General features: G+C 51.0%; 13 protein-coding genes. 3 read left to right on the forward strand and 10 right to left on the reverse strand.

Annotated features, from left to right (window positions below):
- Window positions 1–173: 173 nt before the first annotated feature.
- The 3 genes from BM200_RS18495 to BM200_RS18505 form a co-directional block, all read right to left on the reverse strand.
- Entirely contained in the window at window positions 174–1,949 is a 1,776-nt protein-coding gene (locus tag BM200_RS18495; RefSeq protein WP_091188141.1) for an extracellular solute-binding protein, read from the reverse strand.
- A 136-nt stretch (window positions 1,950–2,085) separates the two neighbouring features.
- Entirely contained in the window at window positions 2,086–2,964 is an 879-nt protein-coding gene (locus BM200_RS18500) for a carbohydrate ABC transporter permease (protein ID WP_091188142.1), read from the reverse strand.
- Between the two features lie 18 nt (window positions 2,965–2,982).
- The gene (locus tag BM200_RS18505; protein ID WP_091188143.1) at window positions 2,983–3,948 is read right to left on the reverse strand and encodes an ABC transporter permease; all 966 of its coding nucleotides are present in this window, start codon (window positions 3,946–3,948) and stop codon (window positions 2,983–2,985) included.
- 161 nt (window positions 3,949–4,109) lie between these two features.
- On the opposite strand from BM200_RS18505, the gene BM200_RS18510 reads away from it, so the two are divergent.
- Both BM200_RS18510 and BM200_RS18515 read left to right on the forward strand, forming a co-directional pair.
- Window positions 4,110–5,846 carry a sensor histidine kinase gene (locus tag BM200_RS18510; RefSeq protein ID WP_091188144.1) on the forward strand — a complete coding sequence of 579 codons (1,737 nt, stop codon included), beginning with the start codon at window positions 4,110–4,112 and terminating at the stop codon, window positions 5,844–5,846.
- A gap of 35 nt (window positions 5,847–5,881) precedes the next feature.
- Window positions 5,882–7,507: a response regulator transcription factor gene (locus BM200_RS18515; protein ID WP_091188145.1), complete on the forward strand. Its 1,626-nt coding sequence runs from the start codon at window positions 5,882–5,884 to the stop codon at window positions 7,505–7,507.
- A 90-nt stretch (window positions 7,508–7,597) separates the two neighbouring features.
- Here the strand turns inward: BM200_RS18515 and BM200_RS18520 are convergent, their stop codons facing one another.
- The 7 genes from BM200_RS18520 to BM200_RS18550 form a co-directional block, all read right to left on the reverse strand.
- Window positions 7,598–12,112, reverse strand: a complete 4,515-nt coding sequence (locus BM200_RS18520) for an InlB B-repeat-containing protein (RefSeq protein ID WP_091188146.1) — start codon at window positions 12,110–12,112, stop codon at window positions 7,598–7,600.
- 180 nt (window positions 12,113–12,292) lie between these two features.
- Entirely contained in the window at window positions 12,293–13,150 is an 858-nt protein-coding gene (locus tag BM200_RS18525) for an inositol monophosphatase family protein (protein ID WP_091188147.1), read from the reverse strand.
- A 205-nt stretch (window positions 13,151–13,355) separates the two neighbouring features.
- Window positions 13,356–14,174: a sulfite exporter TauE/SafE family protein gene (locus tag BM200_RS18530; protein WP_091188148.1), complete on the reverse strand. Its 819-nt coding sequence runs from the start codon at window positions 14,172–14,174 to the stop codon at window positions 13,356–13,358.
- 130 nt (window positions 14,175–14,304) lie between these two features.
- Complete coding sequence (gene uvsE, locus BM200_RS18535) at window positions 14,305–15,321, reverse strand: UV DNA damage repair endonuclease UvsE (RefSeq protein WP_091188149.1); 1,017 nt, start codon at window positions 15,319–15,321, stop codon at window positions 14,305–14,307.
- A gap of 6 nt (window positions 15,322–15,327) precedes the next feature.
- Entirely contained in the window at window positions 15,328–15,645 is a 318-nt protein-coding gene (locus tag BM200_RS18540; protein WP_091188150.1) for a hypothetical protein, read from the reverse strand.
- A 37-nt stretch (window positions 15,646–15,682) separates the two neighbouring features.
- Window positions 15,683–16,813, reverse strand: a complete 1,131-nt coding sequence (locus BM200_RS18545) for a D-alanine--D-alanine ligase (protein ID WP_091188151.1) — start codon at window positions 16,811–16,813, stop codon at window positions 15,683–15,685.
- Window positions 16,814–16,838: 25 nt separating this feature from the next.
- Window positions 16,839–18,197, reverse strand: coding sequence for an amidase domain-containing protein (locus tag BM200_RS18550; protein WP_091188152.1), 1,359 nt, complete (start codon window positions 18,195–18,197; stop codon window positions 16,839–16,841).
- A gap of 395 nt (window positions 18,198–18,592) precedes the next feature.
- Between BM200_RS18550 and acnA the strand changes: the two genes are divergently transcribed.
- Window positions 18,593–21,295 carry an aconitate hydratase AcnA gene (gene acnA, locus BM200_RS18555; protein WP_091188153.1) on the forward strand — a complete coding sequence of 901 codons (2,703 nt, stop codon included), beginning with the start codon at window positions 18,593–18,595 and terminating at the stop codon, window positions 21,293–21,295.
- Window positions 21,296–21,343 lie beyond the last annotated feature (48 nt).

The following is a 21,343-nucleotide window of genomic DNA, read 5'->3' on the forward strand; positions in this document are numbered from 1 at the left end:
GCTGCGCCGTCCTTAGGAGGAGCAGGATACGTTTCGCGGATGAAATATAAGCGCAGTATAGAGTAAATCTATACTTCCTTATATTTTGAAAAAATGAGGGCAATAGAAAAGGAACGCCTGGCATAAAAGGGCGTTCCTTATCCTGTTGCAAGTGCTTATTGCTTACTGCTGCCTTATTTCGAAGCCGAAGCGTACCAATCGTTAACTTCTTTCGTCACTTGGTCGCCGCCGGATTTCTTCCAGTTCTCAACCATTGTATCGAACGAGTCGATTGGTGCTTGACCGTAGATGATTTTGGAGAACGATTCGTTAACAAGTTTGTTGAGCAATTCGTTCTTCGATTTCATCGTTTCGGTCAGAGGACCTTGGAAGTAGTTTTTCATGCGGATATCTTTTTGATCCATTACGATTTTCATCGCTTCCAGGTTTTCCGGCTTACGAACAGCTTTTGTCTGCTCTTCGTATGGAGTCGATGGAGCTTCGCCGTTGTACAGCTTAATCATTGTATCTGCGTACAAGGAAGGCTGACGTGCGCCTTCAAATGTCAGCGAGTAGTAGATTGGCTCTACAAGATGCGTGCGGTCCGCATAGTTCGGGAACAAGTCCGGATATTTTTGCGGATCTTTCGTAATTGTACCGTCTGGCAATTTAGCCCAGTCATAACCTTCTGCGAAGCCGTTCTCGAACTCGCTGCCTTTTTGCGGGTTCGCCCAGTTATCGAAGAAGAAGTTGTAGTAACGAAGCAATGCTTCCGGATGCTCCGCTTTCTTGTTGATCAGCATCCAGCCGTTAACGGATGGGTTACCGCTTTGGGAACCAATTTTGCCGTCTGGACCGGCAGGGATTGGGTATGCTTTGTATTTAGCGCCTGGAACGTTGTTGATCAGGTCGCCAAACGGCCAGTCTGGCAGCCAGTTACGGCCTACGATTGCGCCTGCTTGACCTTTCGTGAAGAACTCGGAACCGGAAGTATCATCCTTCAGACCGGAGTCTTTCGAGATCCAGCCTTTATCCATCCAGTTTTTCAATGTGCCCAGAGCTTGCTTGGCAGCCGGATCAACCGAACCAAATGTCAGCGTACCGTCTGCCGATTTGTTCCATTGGCCAGGCATTGTGCCATAAGCGCCAAACAGCCAGCTTACGTCCGTCATCCAGTTCAGGAAGCCGTTCTTGAAGCCAAGTGCCATGCCGAATGTATCCGGTTTGCCGTTGCCGTCAGGATCTTTCGTTGTGAATGCATCCATGATGGCTTCGAGATCAGCTACTGTTTTTGGAGCTTGCAGACCGAGTTTATCCATCCAGTCCTGGCGGAGCCACAGAACCATATCATCGTTGTAGGCGTAGTCGAGAACGGGAAGTGCCATTTTCTCGCCGTCGCGAGTTACGGGAAGGAATGTGTCCGGGTTCAGAGCAGCCGCTTTCTTGTACTCATCGCCCGCGTACTTGTCGAACAGCTCGTTAACCGACATGAATTGACCGGAGTCAATCAGCATGTTAACGGTTTCCATGTCGCCGCGGTAAGTAATAACGTCAGGCATTTTTTCGCCGGAAGACAGCATCAGACGAAGCTTCGTTTTGTATGCATCGTTTGTATCCGTTACAACCCAATCATATTTCACGTCGATACCCAGATTGTCTTTCATATACTTTTGCAAAACGTTGTTTTCCATCGTTTCGCCGGTTTTGAAGAAGTAGTTTGTACCTACGCCTTTTACCGTTGTAAGAGTAATAGGCTCCGCATATTTTTTGCCGTCCCAGCCTGTTTCGTCTACGCCGCTTTCAGCACCTGTATTGGTTGATGCTGCCGCGTTGCCGCCGGCATTTGAAGGTTTTTCGCTAGCCGGCTGATTGCCGCCGTTATTATTGTTGTTCGATCCACATGCCGCAAGGCTTGCCGCAAGTACACCAGTCAACGAAACGAGCATAAGCTTTTTCATTGAATTACGCATTTTTTTCCCCCCGTAAAATGATTATTATAGCATGAGAGCGCTTTATTTACTCTCAAGTAATACTATAGTCTTGGTTTTTGATGTTATAAATACCATAATTTTGAGTAACATGCCAATTTATTATCTTCCTGTATGATTACTCTTTTACCGCGCCAAGAACAATCCCCTTAACGAAAAACCTCTGCAGAAACGGATACACAAGGAGAACCGGAAGCATGCCGATAAAGATCTGCGCCGCCTTAACCGTACGCTGGGAGATGTTCTTCAGCTCATTTACGTCCGGGTTCAGCTTGCTGAAGTCCTGCTGTACGATAACCGTCTGCAGGAAGGTAGCAAGCGGGTAATTCCGATAATCGTTAATGTAGAGCAAAGCGTCAAACCAGGCATTCCAGTTGCCGACAATCGTAAAGAGCGACATGGTTGCCAGCGCCGGCATCGCCAGGGGAAGATAGACCCTGAACAGAATCGAGAAATGCCCCGCCCCGTCGATAAAGGCTGCTTCCTCCAGCTCCTTCGGCGTTGCGCGGAAGAAGTTCATCAAGAGAATCATGTTGAATACGGCAACGGCGCCCGGAAGAACGAGAGACCAGATCGTATTCATCATATTAAGGTTGCGAATCACGATATAGAGCGGAATCGTGCCGCCGCTGAACCACATTGTAAACACGAAATACCAGGCGTATCTCGACCGGCTCTTGAAGGCCGTTGTATCCTTCGACAGCGCATAGCCGCCTAACGTGATAACCGCTAATGTAATCGACGCGCCAAGCGCCGTACGTCCGATAGAGATCCAAAATGCTCGGAGGAAGTTCGGGTTATTCATCGTTTTCGTATACGATTCGGTATTGAAATCTACCGGCCACATGCCGACCAAATGCGCATTCGCAGGGGCACTGGCGCTAAAGCTGATGGCCAGAATATGAACGATTGGTATAATGCACAGCAGTCCCGCGAGACTTAAAATGAGATAGTTAAAGACGGAGAATGCCCGGTAGCCTAATGTTTTCTGATACATGTACGCAGGTACCCCTTTCTAGAAGATTTTATAATCCGCATATTTTTTAGCGAGCTTGTAGCCGACGATGATGAGCACGAAACCAATCAGGGATTTGAATATGCCCACCGCTGTTGCCAAGCTGTACTGCCCGTTCAAAATACCCGTCCGATAAACGAAGGTATCAATGATATCGCCTTTATCGTAGACAAGCGGATTATACAAGTTGAAGATTTGGTCGAAGCCTGCGTTCAGAATATTGCCGAGTGCAAGTGTACCCACAACGATAACGATCGGCAAAAGCGACGGTATCGTCACATGCCAGGTTTGCTTCCAGCGCGTAGCGCCATCCACCTCTGCAGCCTCATAGAGGGAAGGATTAACCCCTGCCAGTGCTGCCAAGTAGACGATTGTACCGTAGCCGAATTGCTGCCAAACATCGCTTAGAACCACGACGAACCGGAACCAGTCGCCGTCACCTAGGAACAGGATCGATTCTTTCATCCCGAACCAATCATGAAGGACAGAGTTAATAATGCCATCCGACGCCAGCATGTCGTTAAGGATACCGCCCAGGAATACCCAGGAAATAAAGTAAGGCAAGTAAACTAAGGTCTGTACCGTGCGTTTGAACGGATTAAAGTTCACTTCGTTTAGCAGAAGCGCGAAGACGAACGGCACAATAATACCGCATATAATCTTGAGGCATGCGATAAAGGCCGTGTTCGTTATAACCTGCTTAATGTCCGGATAATCGAACATAAACTTGAAATGCTCAAGCCCAACCCACTTGGAATGGAAAATACCATCGTAAGGCTTATAGTCTTGAAAAGCGATTACCAATCCCCCGAGAGGCACGTACACAAAGATAAATTGCAAGATAACTGCCGGAAGCAACATGAGATGCAGCGGCCATGTCTTCTTCAGGAAACCTCTCGCTTTTGTTTTTTCGGTGTTCTCTCCGTAAACCTCATTACGGGCTATCGCCTTTGTTGTTGTCCCCATCCCCATTGTCCTTTCCGCATTCTTTTTGTCGATTGACAGAGTTTCATCATGATGTATAGTAAGTATAGCAATCGGGGAATCGGCAAGTCTGCGCCAATGATTTTAGAACGATACCCATTTCTTTTGTTTTCATCCACTTTGACGCGGGGAGACGGACAAGGATGTCGCTTAGATTGAATACGTTTACAAAAATAGTCGGCATTATCGTTTTGCTGCTTATTCCGATTATCGCACTCTATTGGTTTTCCAATAAAACAAGCATGGACGTTGTCATGAATGAAGTTGAGATATCCATGCATAAGGACTTGTCCTATTTCGCCGATAAAACCGATGAAACCGCAAACCAGCTCGCGAGGAGCGGCCTCATGATCACAGAAGATATTAACGTCCGCACCCTCGAGTTTCTGGAAATTGCCACTTTATATGAACAAACCGATCAGAAGATCCGAATTGCCGACAAGCTCCGGCTCATTAACGCCTCTTCCCCGTGGGATACAACGATAAGCATCTATGCGCCGGCTACCAATACCTTCGTTTCAACCGACTTCCATTTGGAATATGACAAAGATCTCGTTAAGAAAAACTATTCAAAGGTATGGAAATATACCGAGAACGTCGCCCCCTACTATCAAAACAATCCGAGGTTTGTCCGTTTTCTCAGCGAGCCCTACGACAGTTCCTCCGAGAAAGCCGGGCTGGTCGTGGAAGTCAGCTTTGCGGCAGATGAATTGGTGAAAGCTCTTGAGCGCTTTAAACAAGGCGGCAAAGGAGATGCCTTTTTCGTCTCGCCGGACCAGCAAATATTAGCCGTGAATGGCTCCGATAGAGAACTTCAGCAAACTCTGCTTTCCAAAATAGATTTGAATAAACTGGCTCATTCCCAGTACAGCCGTATTAAACTGAACGGGACCGAATATACCGTGAACAGCGTATATTTGCCCGAGCTGGGCTGGTATCTGTTTGATTATTTGCCGATTGATGATGTTGTCAGACCGATCACAACAAACAGCAATCTTTTCTATATTTGCATCGTATTTTTGCTTATTGGCAGCACGATTGCGGCCTACGTCCTCTACACAAATGTGCAGGTTCCGATTCGCGAGCTTATCCGTGGCGTGAAGAAACTGAAGAAGGGCGAGTATCCGAAGCTGAAGGTGTTCCATCCGAACAACGAGTTCCACTTCCTGCTCGTCAGCTTTAACGATATGGCTGTCCAGATCGAGCAGCTGATTCAGAACGTCTATCTCGAGCAGATCCGTTCAAGAGATGCCAACCTGAAGCAGTTGCAATCCCAGATTAATCCGCATTTCCTCTATAACTGCTTCTCTCTTATCCGCAGCTTAACGAGACTTGGAGAGAAGGAATCGGTGATGGAGCTTGCTCTTCATCTCAGCCGTTATTACCGCTATACAACCAGATCCGAAAGACAGCTGGCCTATCTGCGGGAAGAGGTGGAGTTAGTCAAAAGCTATCTCGCCATTCAAGCGATGAATGTCCAGGATATGACCTATGTCATCACGATTCCGGAGGCGATGGAAGAGCTCGAAATTCCAAGACTGATCCTGCAGCCAATCGTAGAAAATGCCGTTGTGCACGGTCTGGAGCCGATCGGTACTGGGGAGGTCCGAATCATAGGATCGCAAAATGACCGCTACAACCTCATTACCGTCACAGATAACGGTATTGGCGTTACCGAGGAGCAGCTAGCCCAGTTGAAGCTTCAAATGTCGATGCCTCCGACGGAGGATAAAGGCTGCGCTTTATGGAATACACGCCAGCGCATGCTTCTGCAGTACGGGCAAGAAGCTGGCGTACGGTTAATTCGAGGCGATGATGGCGGGCTTACCGTTGAGTTGTATTGGCCGAATGAGACAAACAGCAACTTGCTTACGAAGTAAGAGTTGCTTCACAATTCTTTTAGGAGGGTACTAACATGCGCCAACTTCTAATTGTAGACGACCAATCGATACTCGCTGATGATCTGGCGGATATGCTGCCATGGGAAGAGGCCGGCATTGATGTTGTGCATAAAGCTTATTCCGGCCCGGAAGCAATCGGCCTCATGCATGAGCATGCCATAGATGTCGTCATTACCGACATCCGGATGCCTGGCATGACGGGACTTGAGCTGATTCAGGAAATTAAACAGAACTGGAAGCATACCAAATGCATTCTGCTCTCCGGTTACTCCGATTTTGAATATACGAAGCAGGCGCTCAAGCTGAAATCCAGCGATTATCTGCTCAAGCCTGCAGCCGACGATGAGCTGCTCACTTCCGTCCGCCGGGCTATTAAAGAGCTGGAGCAGGAGTGGCTGGAGATTAGCTCCATGCAGCGCGCCATGTACTCCCTTCGTGAACAATTACCCAAGCTGCGGGAATATTTACTTCTGGACCTCTTAAGCGGAAAGCAGTCGATAGCCCCGCAGCGCTTGTTCAAAAAGCTGGCAACCTATACGATTCCTTTCCAGGAAGGCGATCGCTTCCATGTCCTGCTGCTCCGATTAGATGACGATGACCGGCTTTATGATGATGGCGAAAGTGAAGCCCTGATTGATTATGCCCTCTCCAATATGGCGGAGGAAGTATTTGGCGACCAGCTGGATATGTGGCATTGCAAGGATTCAAACGGGTTTATCGTCTGCCTCTTGAAGGCCAAGTCCAGCGCTGCAGTCATAAATGACATCGACGGCTGGATTGAAAGCCATGCCTTCCAGCTTCAGCATGTCGTGAAGTCTTATCTCAAAGTTGGCATTTCCATTCTGACTAGCAAAAGCGGCACATTCCCTCAAGATGTAAGCCCGCTTTATCAGACCTCCATTACGAACTTCCGCCATTTCATCGGCGGCGAGAGAGAACTATTCGTATCGCTAGCCAAGGAGCCAACACGCGGAGCCCCTCAGCTGCTCGGCGAGCTGTACCGCCCGCCTTCCGTCTTGCAGATGCTCGAGCTTGGTCAATGGGATGCTGCCAACGATAAGCTTGAGGCGATATTCCGGGAGATCGAAGAAGAATGGCGCGGTTCCCAAGAGCATGTGCTGGAAGCCTATTTCTCCATCGCTGCCTCGCTTGCCGCCTTAGCGCACAAGAACAAGAAATGGCTCTCGGATATGATTGGCGATGACTTCCATGCTTTTGCGAACGGCAGCCCTATTCAATCCGTTGAGAATCTGCGTACGTGGACGAGCAGGACGATTACTTCCTACCGCAAGTCGGTGAATACCGAAGACAAGGACTCGCGTTCGGGCATTATCCGCAAGGTACAGGAGTTTATCCATAACCACCTGGAGGAAGCCTCGCTTCACTCCATCTCTACTCATGTTTACTTGAACCCTTCCTATCTTTCGAAGATTTATAAGACCGAGACCGGCGAAGGCATCAGTGAATACCTGCTCCGTGCCCGGATGGAGAAATCCGCCGAGCTGCTGTCGCAAACCGATGAGAAAATCTATGAAATCTCAGTGTTGCTCGGCTACCAGAAGCCAAGCTACTTTATTCAGCTGTTCAAGAAGCATTTTGGCATCACGCCCCAGGAATATCGGAATAAGGTGACGAATTAACGGATACCTGTTACATAGAAGCCCGCCAACACCGCTTTTAAGCATAAAAAGACGCTTCTCGCCCAGGTCGGACGAGAAGCGTCTTTTTGGTTAGTTCAAATTAGACTTCAATAGCAGCCGTTGGATCATGACAGTGGCCTCTGCCCTCGAAATGTTCGCAGCAGGAGCAAGAATTAAAGCGCTTTGTCCGGATACAATTCCTGTTTGCAAGCATGCCGCAATGCTGTTTTTAGCCCATTCTGAAATTTTCCCTTTATCCGAGAATCCGTTAATCAGTTCATTTACGCTGCTCTCTTGAAGGTCGGTTTGAATGCCCGTCAATGTCATCGCTTTGGCTATTATCGCCATCGCCTGCTCACGCGTAATGCTGTCGGTCGGATGGAATTTCCCGTCCGGATACCCATTAATGAGCTGATGCGTGTAAGCGGTCTGAACATCATCGGAGTACCAGGCCGATGTTTTCACGTCCGAGAACTCACTTGTGGTGTTCTCCAAACGAAGCCCCAGCGCGCGAACGATAATCGCTGCGAACTCGGCACGAGTAATCGCTTTGTTCGGGTAGAACAGTCCGTCTCCCGCCCCGCCAACGACCAGCCGTGCCGCCATATCTTCCACCGCGTTTTTCGCCCAATGATTGTTGACATCAGAGAAAGCAGCAGTCTTGCTCACAACTGCATACAAGCTGTTCGTAAGGCTGTTGATGACGGCATAAGGCTTGCCGTCAATCGTGACCAGCTTCGTAGGCACAGGCCGAACGGACCCGTCTGGCTCCACGACAATTGCCGTTAATGACGAATTCTCCTTGTTGCCCGCCGGAATGGCGATCATCCGTTCCACATAGGAGGCGAATGCCGAGAGCTCGATTTTCTTATCTCCATAAGAAACCGTTATCGAGAAGTGAACAGGCGGTGCTGCCAAGGTAAGCTGGTTCTTCTCAACGGCTTTCTGTGTCAATGAAGTCATATCTGCCGTCGGTTTGCTCAGTTCCACGCTAACCACAACATCCTTGGCATTCACGCTATCATTCAATAGCTTCGCCAATGATTCGAAGTTAATAGCCCCCATTGGGAGGGCGTATACGGCGTACTCCGTCTCGATTCGCAGGGTTACTTGCTTCTCAATAAGCATCTGCAGGAGTTCGCCGGACAGCTCGCCAATTGCAATATCCGATCCCGTCTTGATTGGAAGAATAACCGTAACCTTCTGGTCTGCGGAAGCCAGCACCTCTTTCACTTTATCCGCATTCAGATGAATGGTTGATACCGATTGCTCTGCGCGATTAGAATTCTTCAGCTCGCCTAAGCGGTAAGATTTCCCGTCAATGACGATCTCGAAGCCGGAAGACCCCGAATTACTGCCACCGCTGTTACTGCTGATTATGGCAAATGAAGCTGTAACATTCAGGCTGCCGCTTACACTGCGATCCGTTCGTGTGGCGGTTCCCACTCCGTCGCTCCAGCTGACAAACCGATAACCGGCATCCGGAACAGCCGTCACTTCCGTACCATCCGCGCCGTGAAGCGCCGTTTGGACCGCATCACCAGTCAGCGTACCATGCTCGCCTGCCGTATAAGTTAATGCGTATTCGTTAATTGCAAAATTAGCCGTGACGTTCAAGTCAGACACGATCCGGGTATCCATGCGGGTATCCACAAGAATACCGTCGCTCCAGCCGATGAAATGATAGCCAATTACCGGTTCTGCTTTTACTTCCGTTCCGTCAGCTTCGTAATGAACTTCCTGCATTGCCGCTCCGGTTACGCTTCCCCCGGTCCCCGCCGAATAGGTGAGCTTAAATGAGTTAATTGCGAACTCCGCCGTTAAGACAATATTATCAGTTACGTTGAGATCTGTACGACTGGCCGTTGTAACACCATCACTCCAACGAACAAAGTGATAGCCTGCATCCGCCGCTGCCGTTACTTCCGTTCCGTTCGATCCGTGAAGCACCGTTTGTAGTTTATTACCAATCAGTGTTCCATGATCGCCTGCCGTATAGGTTAATGTGTATTCATTAACTGCAAAATTAGCCGTGACGTTCAAATCAGCCGCGATTTGGGTATCCTTCCGTGTATCCGCCAGAACACCGTCGCTCCAGCCGATGAAATGATAGCCTATTGCAGATTCTGCTCTTACTTCCGATCCGTCAGCTTCATAATTGACTTCCTGCGTTGCCGCTCCCGTCACGCTTCCTCCTGCTCCTGCAGCATAGGTAAGCTTGTACGTATTGATTGCGAATTCTGCCGAGACATTCAGATTGCCGGTAACGTTCAAGTCCGTACGGCCAGCCGTCGTTATGCCGTCACTCCAACGCACGAAGTGATAGCCCGTATCCGCTACTGCCTTTACTTCACTTCCATCCGTGCCATGATCCCGCGTCTGATGAACAACGCCGGTCAGAGTCCCATGCGCTCCCGCGGCATAATTCAGGTCGTACTGGTTAAGCTCGAATTCCGCCGTTACCGCAAGGTTTGTTTGGACGTTTGTGTCTTGACGAGATGCTGAGAGCACACCATCGCTCCAGCCGGCAAAATGATAACCCGTGCTTGCTATCGCAGTTACCGTCACACCGTCTGTTCCGTAATCTACGGTTTGAATGGCATTCTTGTCAATGCTTCCTCCAGTGCCGGCCGTGTAGGTTAAGGTGTATTGATTGATTGAAAATATTGCTGTAATGCTTTTGGTGGACATGACTGCGCTATCCGTGCGGGATGCCGTCGTAACGCCATCACTCCAGCCGACAAAGCTGTAACCCTGATTCGGGATTGCCGTAACCTCACTGCCATTTGAGCCGTGTATTACCGTTTGAGAGGATTGTCCAGTTAAGCTCCCGCCTTCTGCGGCCGAGTAATTCAGCGTGTACTCATTAATTGCGAAACTCGCGGTTACGCTTTTGTCCGCTCTGACGTTACGATCTACAGGACGAGTCGCGGTCTCGACGCCATCACTCCAGCCTGTGAAATGATAGCCTGTATCCGGCGCTGCCGTTACGGCCTGACCATCCGAACCGGCCTCTACAATTTGCTCCTTCGATGTTTGCCCGTCAATACTGCCCCCGGCACTTGCCGTATAGGTGAGCTTATAGGTGTCAATCGCGAATTGCGCGGTAACATTCAACTCCCCTGTTACGTTGCTGTCCGTTCGGCTTGCATTCGTATTGCCATCACTCCAGCTTACGAAGTGATAGTCTGGACTAGCTACTGCCGTTACGGTGGCTGCGTTCCCGCCATGCGGAACATTTTGAGTCGTAACCCCCGTAAGACTGCCGTGCTCTCCTGCCGTATAGTTGAGTTTATAGACGATGATCTCAAAATTAGCGGTTACGTTGAGATCGCCGGCAATATCATCGTCCGTCCTGATTGCGTTCGTTTTGCCATCGCTCCAATTAACGAATCGGTAACCCGTATTGCCAACGGCCGTTACGGCAGTACCGCTTTCTCCTGTTCGAACGCCTTGTACTGCGTTTCCGCTAATCGTACCGTTCGAGCCCGCTGTATAGTTGAGTTTATGCTGTGCCATAAGTATAGTGCCGTTCGATCCGAGCGCCATGAACTCTCCATTCACGTATGCTACTCCATACAAGACAGCTGTCGTGCCGCTCGTGCGCTGCTGCCAGTTCTGTCCATCCGGAGAACTAAGAATCGTACCGTTGCCTCCAACAACCACAAACGTACCATCGCCATATGCAGCACCGTAGAAAGTGCCGCTCACCGGAGCCGTACTTGCCGTCCAGCTTACTCCATTCGGAGACGTAAGAATTTTGCCGCTGCTTCCGACCGCAACGAATAGCCCATTGCCGTATGTAATGCCTCGCAGTGTCGTTGTGACGCCCGAGGTTTGCGGCGTCCAGTTCACTCCATTCGGCGAACTGAGAATTGCCCCTCCGCTGCCAACCGCGACATAGGTTCCTCCGCCAAATGCAACCGCATTAAGCGCACCGCTGCCTGACACTGCCTGCTGCCCCCATGTTGATCCACCACTTGATGTCAGAATTGCTGGTGTCTGATTAAAATTAATATCGTTGCTAGCCCCTACTGCTACATATCCTGAGCTTCCGTACGTTACACCGTACAAGGTCAATCCTGACTCGCCGGGAAGCGCGGCCCGCTCCCAATTCACCCCGTCATCAGATTTCATAATCTTCCCGTAATAGCTCTGCTGACCGTACTTGATCGTCTGAGAATAACCCACTCCTACAAAACTAGCAGGTCCGCCTGATACCAAACTTCTAATCTCGTGATTTACTCCCGTAGATAAAGCCGACCATTCCGTACCGGTTGTTGTTGTGCGGTATAGAATTCCACTGTGCATATCAACTTCTTGTCCACCACAGACTCCAGTAATCGCACATTGCGGAAACGGCATTGGCGGCGTACCTGCTGCAACGATCGTTCCGTTGCTGTAAGCCGCCGTACGGAACGAGTCCGTTGGATCGGTCGAGCCTGACGGCTTCGCTACCCAAGACAAACCTTCCAGCGCATCGGTTCCACCGCTTGCAAATGCCTTGCCTGCAAACGCACCGAGACCCGCTGCCGGCAGCAAGCCTAATATTATTGTGAAGACTAGCGACATGGCTATTGTCTTCTTTACTGCATAACGATTCATCAAGATCCCCCATATAGTCACATTATGTGACAAAATTCGATTTTTTTCTATCTAGTATGATATACCATTCTAATCAACTAATCTATGATTTACATATACTAGTCGATGTTTCCAAGACAACAGCAAAAACCGGCTATTCTCGATAGCCGGTCTTACATTGACTCTATTTATTTGTGGCTGCTACTTCACAGCTTCCGCTGCCGCAAGCGCAGCAAGGAACGGCTGATGAACCTTCCCATTCGAAGCTACAACATGGCGGACGCCAAGATTATACGGTCCGCCCAGCGTATCGGTTACGATACCGCCGGATTCCTGTACCAGCAGCGCGCCTGCTGCCAAATCCCAGCTGTTCAATCCAATCTCCCAGAAGCCGCTTAAACGTCCGGCAGCAACATACGCCATATGAAGCGCAGCTGAACCGCCGGAGCGGATATTGCGAACTTGCGGTACAATAGCCTGCAGCCCTTTCATATTCAGCGGCAGGGCATAACCGGCGTCTGCCGGGAAGCCCGTGGCAATCAGACTGGTCTTCAGCGTATCCTCGCCAGACACGCTCATCCGCTTGCCATGCACGTAAGCGCCTTTGCCCTTCTCGGCAATAAACAGCTCGTCGCGCATCGGATCATAAACAACGCCAAGAATAACCTCGCCTTTATGGGCAAGCGCAATCGATACAACAAAGAACGGAAAGCCGTGTACAAAATTGGTTGTCCCGTCAATCGGGTCGACAATCCACAGATACTCGGCTTCGCTTACTTCTGCTAGCGCACGCGCGGATGCTTCCGGCCCAGGCTCAACGCCTTCTTCCCCCAGGAAGGAATGATGAGGGAAATGCGTCAGCACAAGACGCTTAATGAGCGTCTCCGAGCCTTTATCCACTTCGGTCACCAAATCATGAGCGGAATACTTTATATCAAGCTTCTCATAGTTTCCTAGCTTAGATTTAATCCATTCTCCAGCTTTTGCCGCGCAGTTGATCGCCACGGCGGCGAAGCTTTTGCCTCCGACGACGGTGCCCTGCTGATCACTTACAGTCACGGTCCATCACTCTACTCTCGTCATAATTTTAATGAATGCTTTTATTGTATGTTCGTTTCTTATACGAATGACTTCCTATTTAAGTTTCGTACAAGTGAAAATAGCTGCACAACCTAAGGAGGAGCAGCATACTTTCGCAGGTGAGATATAAACCCAGTATAGAGAAAATTTATACACCCTGTATTACAAAAATATTACCGTAGTGTTAAAGCTTCGTCAAACCTTCGTAGATCAGTTGGCCCGCCAGCAATAGCAGCGTGATTCGAAGCAGCCAGAGCAGGCCCTTCCCGCTCATCCGCCCGGCAATCACCGCTCCCAGCTTGCCGCCGATCCATGCCCCCGGCACCAGCGCCAATACAATCCAGTAATTGATCTCCCCAAGCCAGCCGTGCATCCCGCTTCCGAGAATCGAGGAGAGAAAAATGACAAACATGGAGGTTGCCGTCGCCGTATGCGGTGGAAAACGGAACAGCAGCACCATGAGCGGGACAAATAAAGAGCCCCCTCCTATGCCGAACAGCCCGGATATCAGTCCAACCGCAAATCCGATCGCAAGGGCGGGAACCATCGCATAACCATACGTATGCTCCTGCCCTTTGGCATCCACAATCGTCCGCTGGATTGGCCATTGCCGGTTAATCGGGTTCATGTAATCTCGCGCAACAAGCAGCCCTGCCATCAGTAGCATAAATATGCCAAAGGATAACGAGAACGCCGCGCCCTGGAAACGGCCTGTCAGTGCTGAACCGATCATCGCTGCGGGACCGCTTGTGATAAAGAACATCCAGCCGCTCTTGAAGTCGACCAGCTTCTTCTTTGCATAGCTGAGCGTTGAAGCAAGTGCCGTTATGATAAGCATCGTCAGCGAGGTACCTACGGCCGTCGCATGACTGATGTCATTACCCGTGAGCTCTGGTCCCAGCAGCATGAGCACCGGGACGATAATAATGCCGCCGCCAAGGCCGACAATACTGCCGAACATCGCTGCAACAACGCCAAGCAGCGCCAGAAGAATCCACTCCAACACGTTCCTTCACCGCTTTCTCTCTGATGAACCTTGCTTATGTATCTGCATAAAATAACACCGCCAAGGTGAAACAGCTTCCGCCCGTCCTAGTTGGTGGCGTGGCGCGTTTCCTTGACGGTGTTGTCGTTTAAGGGGCGATCTCCACAGTACCGCCGTCAAGTATCCGGATCCCGGCTCCTTGTGCGGCCATTTCCTTTAAATCCTCCATCAGCTTAAGCAGAGCGGCATCCTTGCTCTTTGCCTCGAGCATACAGTCTAGCCTTGGTGTCGTAGACGCAACACTCCGCAGAAACTGTACAAGCGGCTCCGGCTCCAGAAACTCCGCATGCCCCCGGGGATCGGAGAGGCTTTTTGGGCTCGAAGCATGGATTTTGGGCGGCAGCCCTCCCTCTTCAAGACCAAGGCGCTGCTCTTCCAGACTCCAGGTCTGGGCGATCCGCGGCCATAAGCCTTGCGACAGCTCGTCCATCGTGACATCGCCGCTGTTTACGGCATGATGATGAATGTCGAGCACCATCGGCAGGCCAACAGCCTCCGCAGCAGTCAGCGTTTCCCTGACATCAAACGTTTTATCGTCATTTTCCAGGGTAACCCGATGCTTGTACCTGTCGGATAACGCGCCGAACTGCTCGATGAACCGCTCGCCGGACAGCTTCTTATCGCCGTAGGCTCCGCCCATATGAATATTGCATTTCACTGTCTCCGGCAGCTCCATCGCCTCAAGTATCCGGATATGATAATCGAGATCCCGCTCGGATTTCATTAGAACTTCAGGCCGGTTGGTACTGAATACGCAGAAATGATCGGGATGGAACGAGGTCCTCATCCTTGTCTTTTTGGCATAGTCGCCAATTTCTTTCATCGCCGGACGCAGCACGGGAAACGGATCCCAGTCTAAGAGATCCTCATGCGTAGCGAGTGGAATCAGCTTGGAGGAGAACCGGTACATATGGATATCATGGGCATTGGCGTGCTTCATAATGCGAAGCGTGCTCCGCAGATTCTCCTCTGCGATCCGCTCCATCTTCCGTATGCCGGCTTCCCGGTCATTCAGCTTGCTGAGGCTTGCAAACGTCATCGTCCGTGACGGTGAAGCATTCTCCAGAATCATACTCATCGCAACAAATCCGAACCGGACGATCATAATGAATTATACCCTCTCTCCGAAAAACATCTCGTAGGCGAGAGCCGTCTGGATGCGAGCCTCCTCTTCTGTCAGCTTGCGCACCAGTTCCATCTCCACTTCCGTCACTTCTTCGCCCTGGAAATTAATTTCCGCGATAGAAGCGAGGACACGGACGATCGCAATCGCTTCATTATTAGGCGTATAAGCGATTACTTTCTGGCCGGTCGGGAAGACGCGGAACCCGCTCTTCACCATTTTGCCCCTACCGTATTCAAGCAATTCATACAGCTCTTGCTCCGATTTAAATTTGCATACGGAATTAAACTCTGTTGCAAAACCCATCTTTATCCCTCTTTTCTCCAGAATTCATCCTTATCGCTTAGTTGCCGCCGCTGCCCCCGTAATCGATCGTCTGTTTATCCGCATAACGCTTAAGCGCCAGCTCGATCAGCTTATCCAGCAGATCCCGGTAAGGCAGTCCCGACTCCTTCCACATGAGCGGGTACATGCTGATTGGCGTAAAGCCCGGCATCGTGTTTACCTCGTTAATGAACAGCTGACCGTCTGTCTTGCGAAGAAAGAAATCAACGCGTGACAATCCTGAACCGTCAATCGCAAGAAAGGCCCGAAGAGCCATATCCCGCACCGCATCTGCCGTCTTGTTCGGAATATTAGCCGGAATATGAATGGTGGACTTGCCGTCCACATACTTTGCCTTATAGTCGTAAAATTCATTAGACGGAGCAATCTCTCCCGGCACCGAGGTCTTCGGATCATCATTGCCCAGGACGCTGACTTCAATCTCCCTCGCATCAACGAACTCTTCAACAATAACCCTGCGGTCGTACCGGAATGCAAAATCAACCGCTGCAATGAGCTCCTCGCGATTCTTCGCTTTGGATATGCCTACACTGGACCCCAGATTGGAGGGCTTCACAAAGCACGGATAACCTAACGCTACCTCACATTCCATAATAAAAAAGGAGGCGTCCTTCTCCCACTGCGCCCGGTTGAAATAACGGAAGACGCATTGCGGAAGACCCTCGTAGGCGAATATCTTCTTCATCGTGATCTTGTCCATCCCGGCAGCGGAGGCCAAAACCCCGGCCCCGACATACGGGATGTCCGCTATCTCCAGCAGCCCTTGTATCGTTCCGTCTTCGCCAAACGGACCGTGAAGCAGCGGAAAAACAACATCAATCGGCTGCCCTCCGCCTGCTATAGCGCTGCCGCCTGCCAGACGATCCAGCAGAGGGGCAAGCGGAAAAGCCGGCACGGGCTGTGCCGCCGCTGGATCTGCCGGGTCAAGCCGAAGCTCATCAATCGCAAGCGGCTTGCCTGCAAGCATCGGCCCGACTCTCCACTCGCCAAGCCTCGTAATATAAAAAGGCGTTATTTCATATTTTGCGTAATCGAGCTCCCCCATCACTGCAAATGCCGTCTGCAGCGATACGTCATGCTCTCCCGACTTCCCTCCGTAAATCAACCCTAAGTGTACTTTCTTCCCCATTAGGTATCCTCCGGTATGATCAATTTTAGAAGTGGTCCGCAATATGAAAAAAACGATATCTCGTTTGCTCTGTCCATGCGTAGGAATCGCGGTAGTCCCAGAACCGGTGCCGGCTCGGAACGGTATTGGCGTTCACAAGCGGCATACCCGCCGCGTCAAAGGCCGTAATAATCGTGCTGTGCTGATAGCGGTTATCCCCGTTCCAATCATAGGTAATGACATCACCAAGCTGCAGCTCTTCCACGGATTGGACAACCGTTGCATGCAGGCCCGAGTTTCGTTTGCCCGACAAATAGTTGGTCAGCGCATTGGAGACTGCCCAGCTGTAGCTCCACCATTCTTTGCCGCCGTTTCGGCCCTTATACCACCAGCCGCTTTCTCTTTTACCAGTATAGTTCATAGGCGCGTGGCCTGCAAAGAGACACTGGGAAATATAGTTTGTGCAGTTTACCTCGAACTCTTCATAGGCCGGATTCCCTTCATTCCACCACCGGTCGGCATAAGCTGCCGCCATCTCGCGCCGGTACGGAATGCCTTTCACCCGCTGCTTCAGCTGCGGATATTGATCCAGATTCAGAAACGGCGTAGAACGGAAAAGCGACGCTTCACGGGACTGATCTACCGCTTCCTCCTCTACTGCCCCGGTATATTCGGATGCGCCGAATCTAGGCCTCCGCTCGGCAATAACCGGTTCAATCCGGAAAATCCGCCAGGCACCGCCTGCCTTATTGAGCCATAAACGCTCAAGCTCGGTTCTTTCCTCCAGATAATACAGCCCCGACTGCTCCATCTGCCTTTTGATATGAAGCTTTACTAGAACGGATACTTCCGCTGAGGATTCGTTAACCTTGACGAGCTCTGCCTTCGTCTCGCCCCGCGCAGGAAGAACACCGCGGTACAGATCCCTTTCACGAAGCCGTTCGAGCCGGTAACGAAGCCGCAGGCAGTGGTCTTTATCGTCTATATAATCGTCAAGTGCGGCAAAATGCTGATCCGTCTCCGCCTTATTATATAAGTTCACATATTTGGATATCGTGGTCTTCCATTCACCGGCCGCTTCCCGCTTCCCTGAAGCAGCCTGCTCAGAGGAACGGAGTAAGGCGGAAAGCTTCTGATGTGCCTGCTTTCCGGCAGTATGTCCGGCGGGCGGCTGGGCAGACTTTGGAGGTGTGGATTGGACGGGGAGCCCGCTTGGCAGCTTTTGTCTGCCTTGCTGCACACGGACGGGATCATCGGGCACTTCAAACGAAGCCTCCGGCGCATCCGCTTTGTTCGAGAATCCGGACGGCCGGTTCAAACGCACCGCCGTCGGCTGGAGCAGCAAAGCTTTATTCGGCCGCTGCTTGTCGGCACGATTCCTTGTTCGATCCGATCGCGTAGACATGGCTACCCCTCCCATTCCTGTATTTGCTGGTTCATTATATGAGCAAATGTAAGAATTCATGTAACAATCACCAAGGGGCTTGGGAACACTACCTGAAGTAAACTTTGAGCCAGCTTTCGAAGTAAGCTTACTTCGTAAACTTTAAGCTACGCTTTCGAAGTAAAGTTTACTTCGTAAACTTTAAGCCCACGCTTTCGAAGCAAAGTTTACTTCGTAAACTTTAAGCCTATGCTTTCGAAGTGAAGTTTACTTCGTAAACTTTAAGCTACGCTTTCGAAGTAAGTTTACTTCGTAAACTTTAAGCCCACGCTTTCGAAGTAAAGTTTACTTCGTAAACTTTAAGCCCACGCTTTCGAAGTAAAGTTTACTTCGTAAACTTTTTAGGAGGTAACAACATGTCCACGAACAACCCTTTTGCGCAACGCAGCACGCTGGATGCTGCCGGCAAAACCTATGTGTATTATCCGATCACGGGGCTGGAGAACCAAGGGCTTGGCCCCGTTTCCAAGCTGCCCTTCTCCATTAAAGTGCTGCTCGAAGCAGCTATCCGCCAATTTGACGGACGCGCAATAACGGAGGAGCATGTTAAGCAGATTGCCGCATGGGCGAATGGCCGGGTCGATAAAGAAATTCCGTTTATTCCAGCGCGTATTGTTCTGCAGGACTTCACCGGCGTTCCCGTCGTTGTTGACCTGGCTGCGATGCGCGACACTGTCAAACGTGCCGGAGGCGATCCGAAGAAGATAAATCCGCTTGTACCGGTTGACCTCGTTATTGACCACTCGGTTATGATCGATTCCTTTGGTAACCCGGAAGCATTCGAGTACAATATCAAGCTTGAGTTTAAACGCAACGAAGAACGATACCGTTTCCTTCGCTGGGCGCAGACCGCCTTCGATAATTTCCGGGCCGTGCCTCCCGACACCGGTATTGTTCATCAAGTAAACCTGGAGTATCTGGCATCTGTTGCGGCAACCAAGAGAATCGGCGAAGACACGGTCGTATTCCCGGACTCGCTCGTTGGCACCGACTCCCATACAACGATGATCAACGGCCTTGGCGTTGTGGGCTGGGGTGTAGGCGGCATCGAGGCAGAAGCCGGTATGCTGGGGCAGCCGCTATATTTTGTCATGCCGGAAGTTATCGGCTTTAAGCTGACCGGCAGTTTGGCCGAAGGCTCGACGGCCACCGACTTAGCCTTGACCGTTACGCAAATGCTGCGCAAGAAAGGAGTTGTCGGCAAGTTTGTCGAGTTCTACGGACCGGGTCTATCCAATATCAGTCTGCCTGACCGTGCAACGGTTGCGAATATGGCGCCGGAATACGGCGCGACGATTGGATATTTTCCGGTAGACGAGGAGACTCTCCGATTCATGCGGGATACGGGACGGGAGGAAGAACAGATTGAGCTGGTTCGGGCTTACTATCAGGCACAGGACATGTTCCGTACGGACGAAACACCGGATCCGGTGTTTACAGACATGCTGGAGCTCGATTTATCCAAGGTTGTTCCATCCCTTGCGGGACCAAAGCGCCCGCAGGACCGCGTTGAGCTCACTCACCTCAAGGAAGCGTTTAACGATATTATCAACCTGTCCGTTGAAAAAGGCGGCTACGGCTTAAGCGAAGAAAATATCAAGCAAAGAGTGAAGGTTCACCATAATGACGGCCGCGAGAGCGAAATGGGCACCGGCGCCGTCGTGATCGCGGCGATAACAAGCTGTACGAACACCTCCAACCCAAGCGTTATGCTTGGCGCAGGACTAGTGGCTAAGAAAGCGGTGGAACTCGGGCTCAAAGTACCGGCATATGTGAAAACCTCCCTAACGCCGGGTTCACTTGTTGTTATGGACTACTTCGATCGTGCCGGCCTGACGAAGCCGCTTGAAGCGCTTGGCTTCCACTTGACCGGTTACGGCTGCGGTACTTGCATCGGCAACTCGGGTCCTCTCCCCGACGAGGTCAGCAAAGCGATTGCCGACAACGATATGACCGTGGCGGCTGTACTTTCGGGTAACCGGAACTTCGAGGGACGTATTCATGCCCAGGTCAGAGCGAACTATCTGGCATCGCCGCCGCTTGTCGTCGCTTATGCGCTCGCCGGCACAGTCAATATCGATCTGTCGAAGGATCCAATCGGGACCGGCAAGGATGGCAGGCAGATTTATTTGAAAGACATCTGGCCAACCAATCATGAGGTGCATGAGGCGATCAAATCGGCTCTCCGTCCTGAAATGTTCCGTGATAAATACGCCAATGTCTTCACGCAAAACGAGCGCTGGAACGCACTCGAAGTACCAAAAGGCGAAAGCTACGAATGGGATCCAGGCTCCACCTACATCCAGAACCCTCCGTTCTTCCAGAATCTTGGTCAAGATGTCGGAGACATCGAAAATATCCCTTCGGCACGCGTATTGGCTCTGCTTGGCGATTCGGTTACAACGGACCATATTTCCCCTGCGGGTAATATCAAGGCCGACAGTCCGGCAGGCAAATATTTAACTGATCATAACGTCGAAAGAGTCGATTTCAACTCCTACGGCTCCCGCCGCGGCAACCATGAAGTGATGATGCGCGGCACGTTCGCCAACATCCGGATACGGAACCAGGTGGCGCCGGGCACCGAAGGCGGCGTTACGACTTACCTGCCAACCAATGAAGTGATGTCCATTTATGATGCATCGATGAAGTATCAGGAGGATGGAACAAACCTTGTCGTAATCGCAGGCAAGGAATACGGTACAGGCAGCTCCCGTGACTGGGCGGCAAAAGGCACCCTGCTGCTTGGCGTCAAAGCCGTTATCGCCGAAAGCTTCGAGCGGATTCACCGCTCCAACCTGGTTGGCATGGGCGTACTCCCGCTTCAGTTCCTCGAGGGGCAAAGCTGGAAATCCATTGGCCTCAACGGCCGCGAGACGATTGATATTTCGGGGCTGTCTAACGACATTAAGCCGGGGCAAAAGGTCCACGTCAAAGCAACCGCCGAAGACGGCAAGGTGTCCGAGTTCGACGTATCCGTCCGTCTCGACTCGATGGTCGACGTGGACTACTACCGCAACGGCGGCATCCTTCAAACGGTGCTCCGGCAGATCATGTAGCTGCAACAACAAAAAGCGACTGTGCTAGGCTTAGCCTGCACAGTCGCT

This window comes from Paenibacillus catalpae (assembly GCF_900112695.1).
Taxonomy (GTDB): Bacteria; Bacillota; Bacilli; order Paenibacillales; family Paenibacillaceae; genus Pristimantibacillus; species Pristimantibacillus catalpae.

Coding starts and splice junctions, on each gene's coding strand:
- BM200_RS18540 (WP_091188150.1), bottom strand. CDS start 15,645: ATGGGTTTTGCAACAGAGTTTAATTCCGTATGCAAATTTAAATCGGAG.
- BM200_RS18545 (WP_091188151.1), bottom strand. CDS start 16,813: ATGGGGAAGAAAGTACACTTAGGGTTGATTTACGGAGGGAAGTCGGGA.
- BM200_RS18550 (WP_091188152.1), bottom strand. CDS start 18,197: ATGTCTACGCGATCGGATCGAACAAGGAATCGTGCCGACAAGCAGCGG.
- acnA (WP_091188153.1), top strand. CDS start 18,593: ATGTCCACGAACAACCCTTTTGCGCAACGCAGCACGCTGGATGCTGCC.
- BM200_RS18520 (WP_091188146.1), bottom strand. CDS start 12,112: ATGAATCGTTATGCAGTAAAGAAGACAATAGCCATGTCGCTAGTCTTC.
- BM200_RS18505 (WP_091188143.1), bottom strand. CDS start 3,948: ATGGGGACAACAACAAAGGCGATAGCCCGTAATGAGGTTTACGGAGAG.
- BM200_RS18510 (WP_091188144.1), top strand. CDS start 4,110: ATGTCGCTTAGATTGAATACGTTTACAAAAATAGTCGGCATTATCGTT.
- BM200_RS18515 (WP_091188145.1), top strand. CDS start 5,882: ATGCGCCAACTTCTAATTGTAGACGACCAATCGATACTCGCTGATGAT.
- BM200_RS18495 (WP_091188141.1), bottom strand. CDS start 1,949: ATGCGTAATTCAATGAAAAAGCTTATGCTCGTTTCGTTGACTGGTGTA.
- uvsE (WP_091188149.1), bottom strand. CDS start 15,321: ATGATCGTCCGGTTCGGATTTGTTGCGATGAGTATGATTCTGGAGAAT.
- BM200_RS18500 (WP_091188142.1), bottom strand. CDS start 2,964: ATGTATCAGAAAACATTAGGCTACCGGGCATTCTCCGTCTTTAACTAT.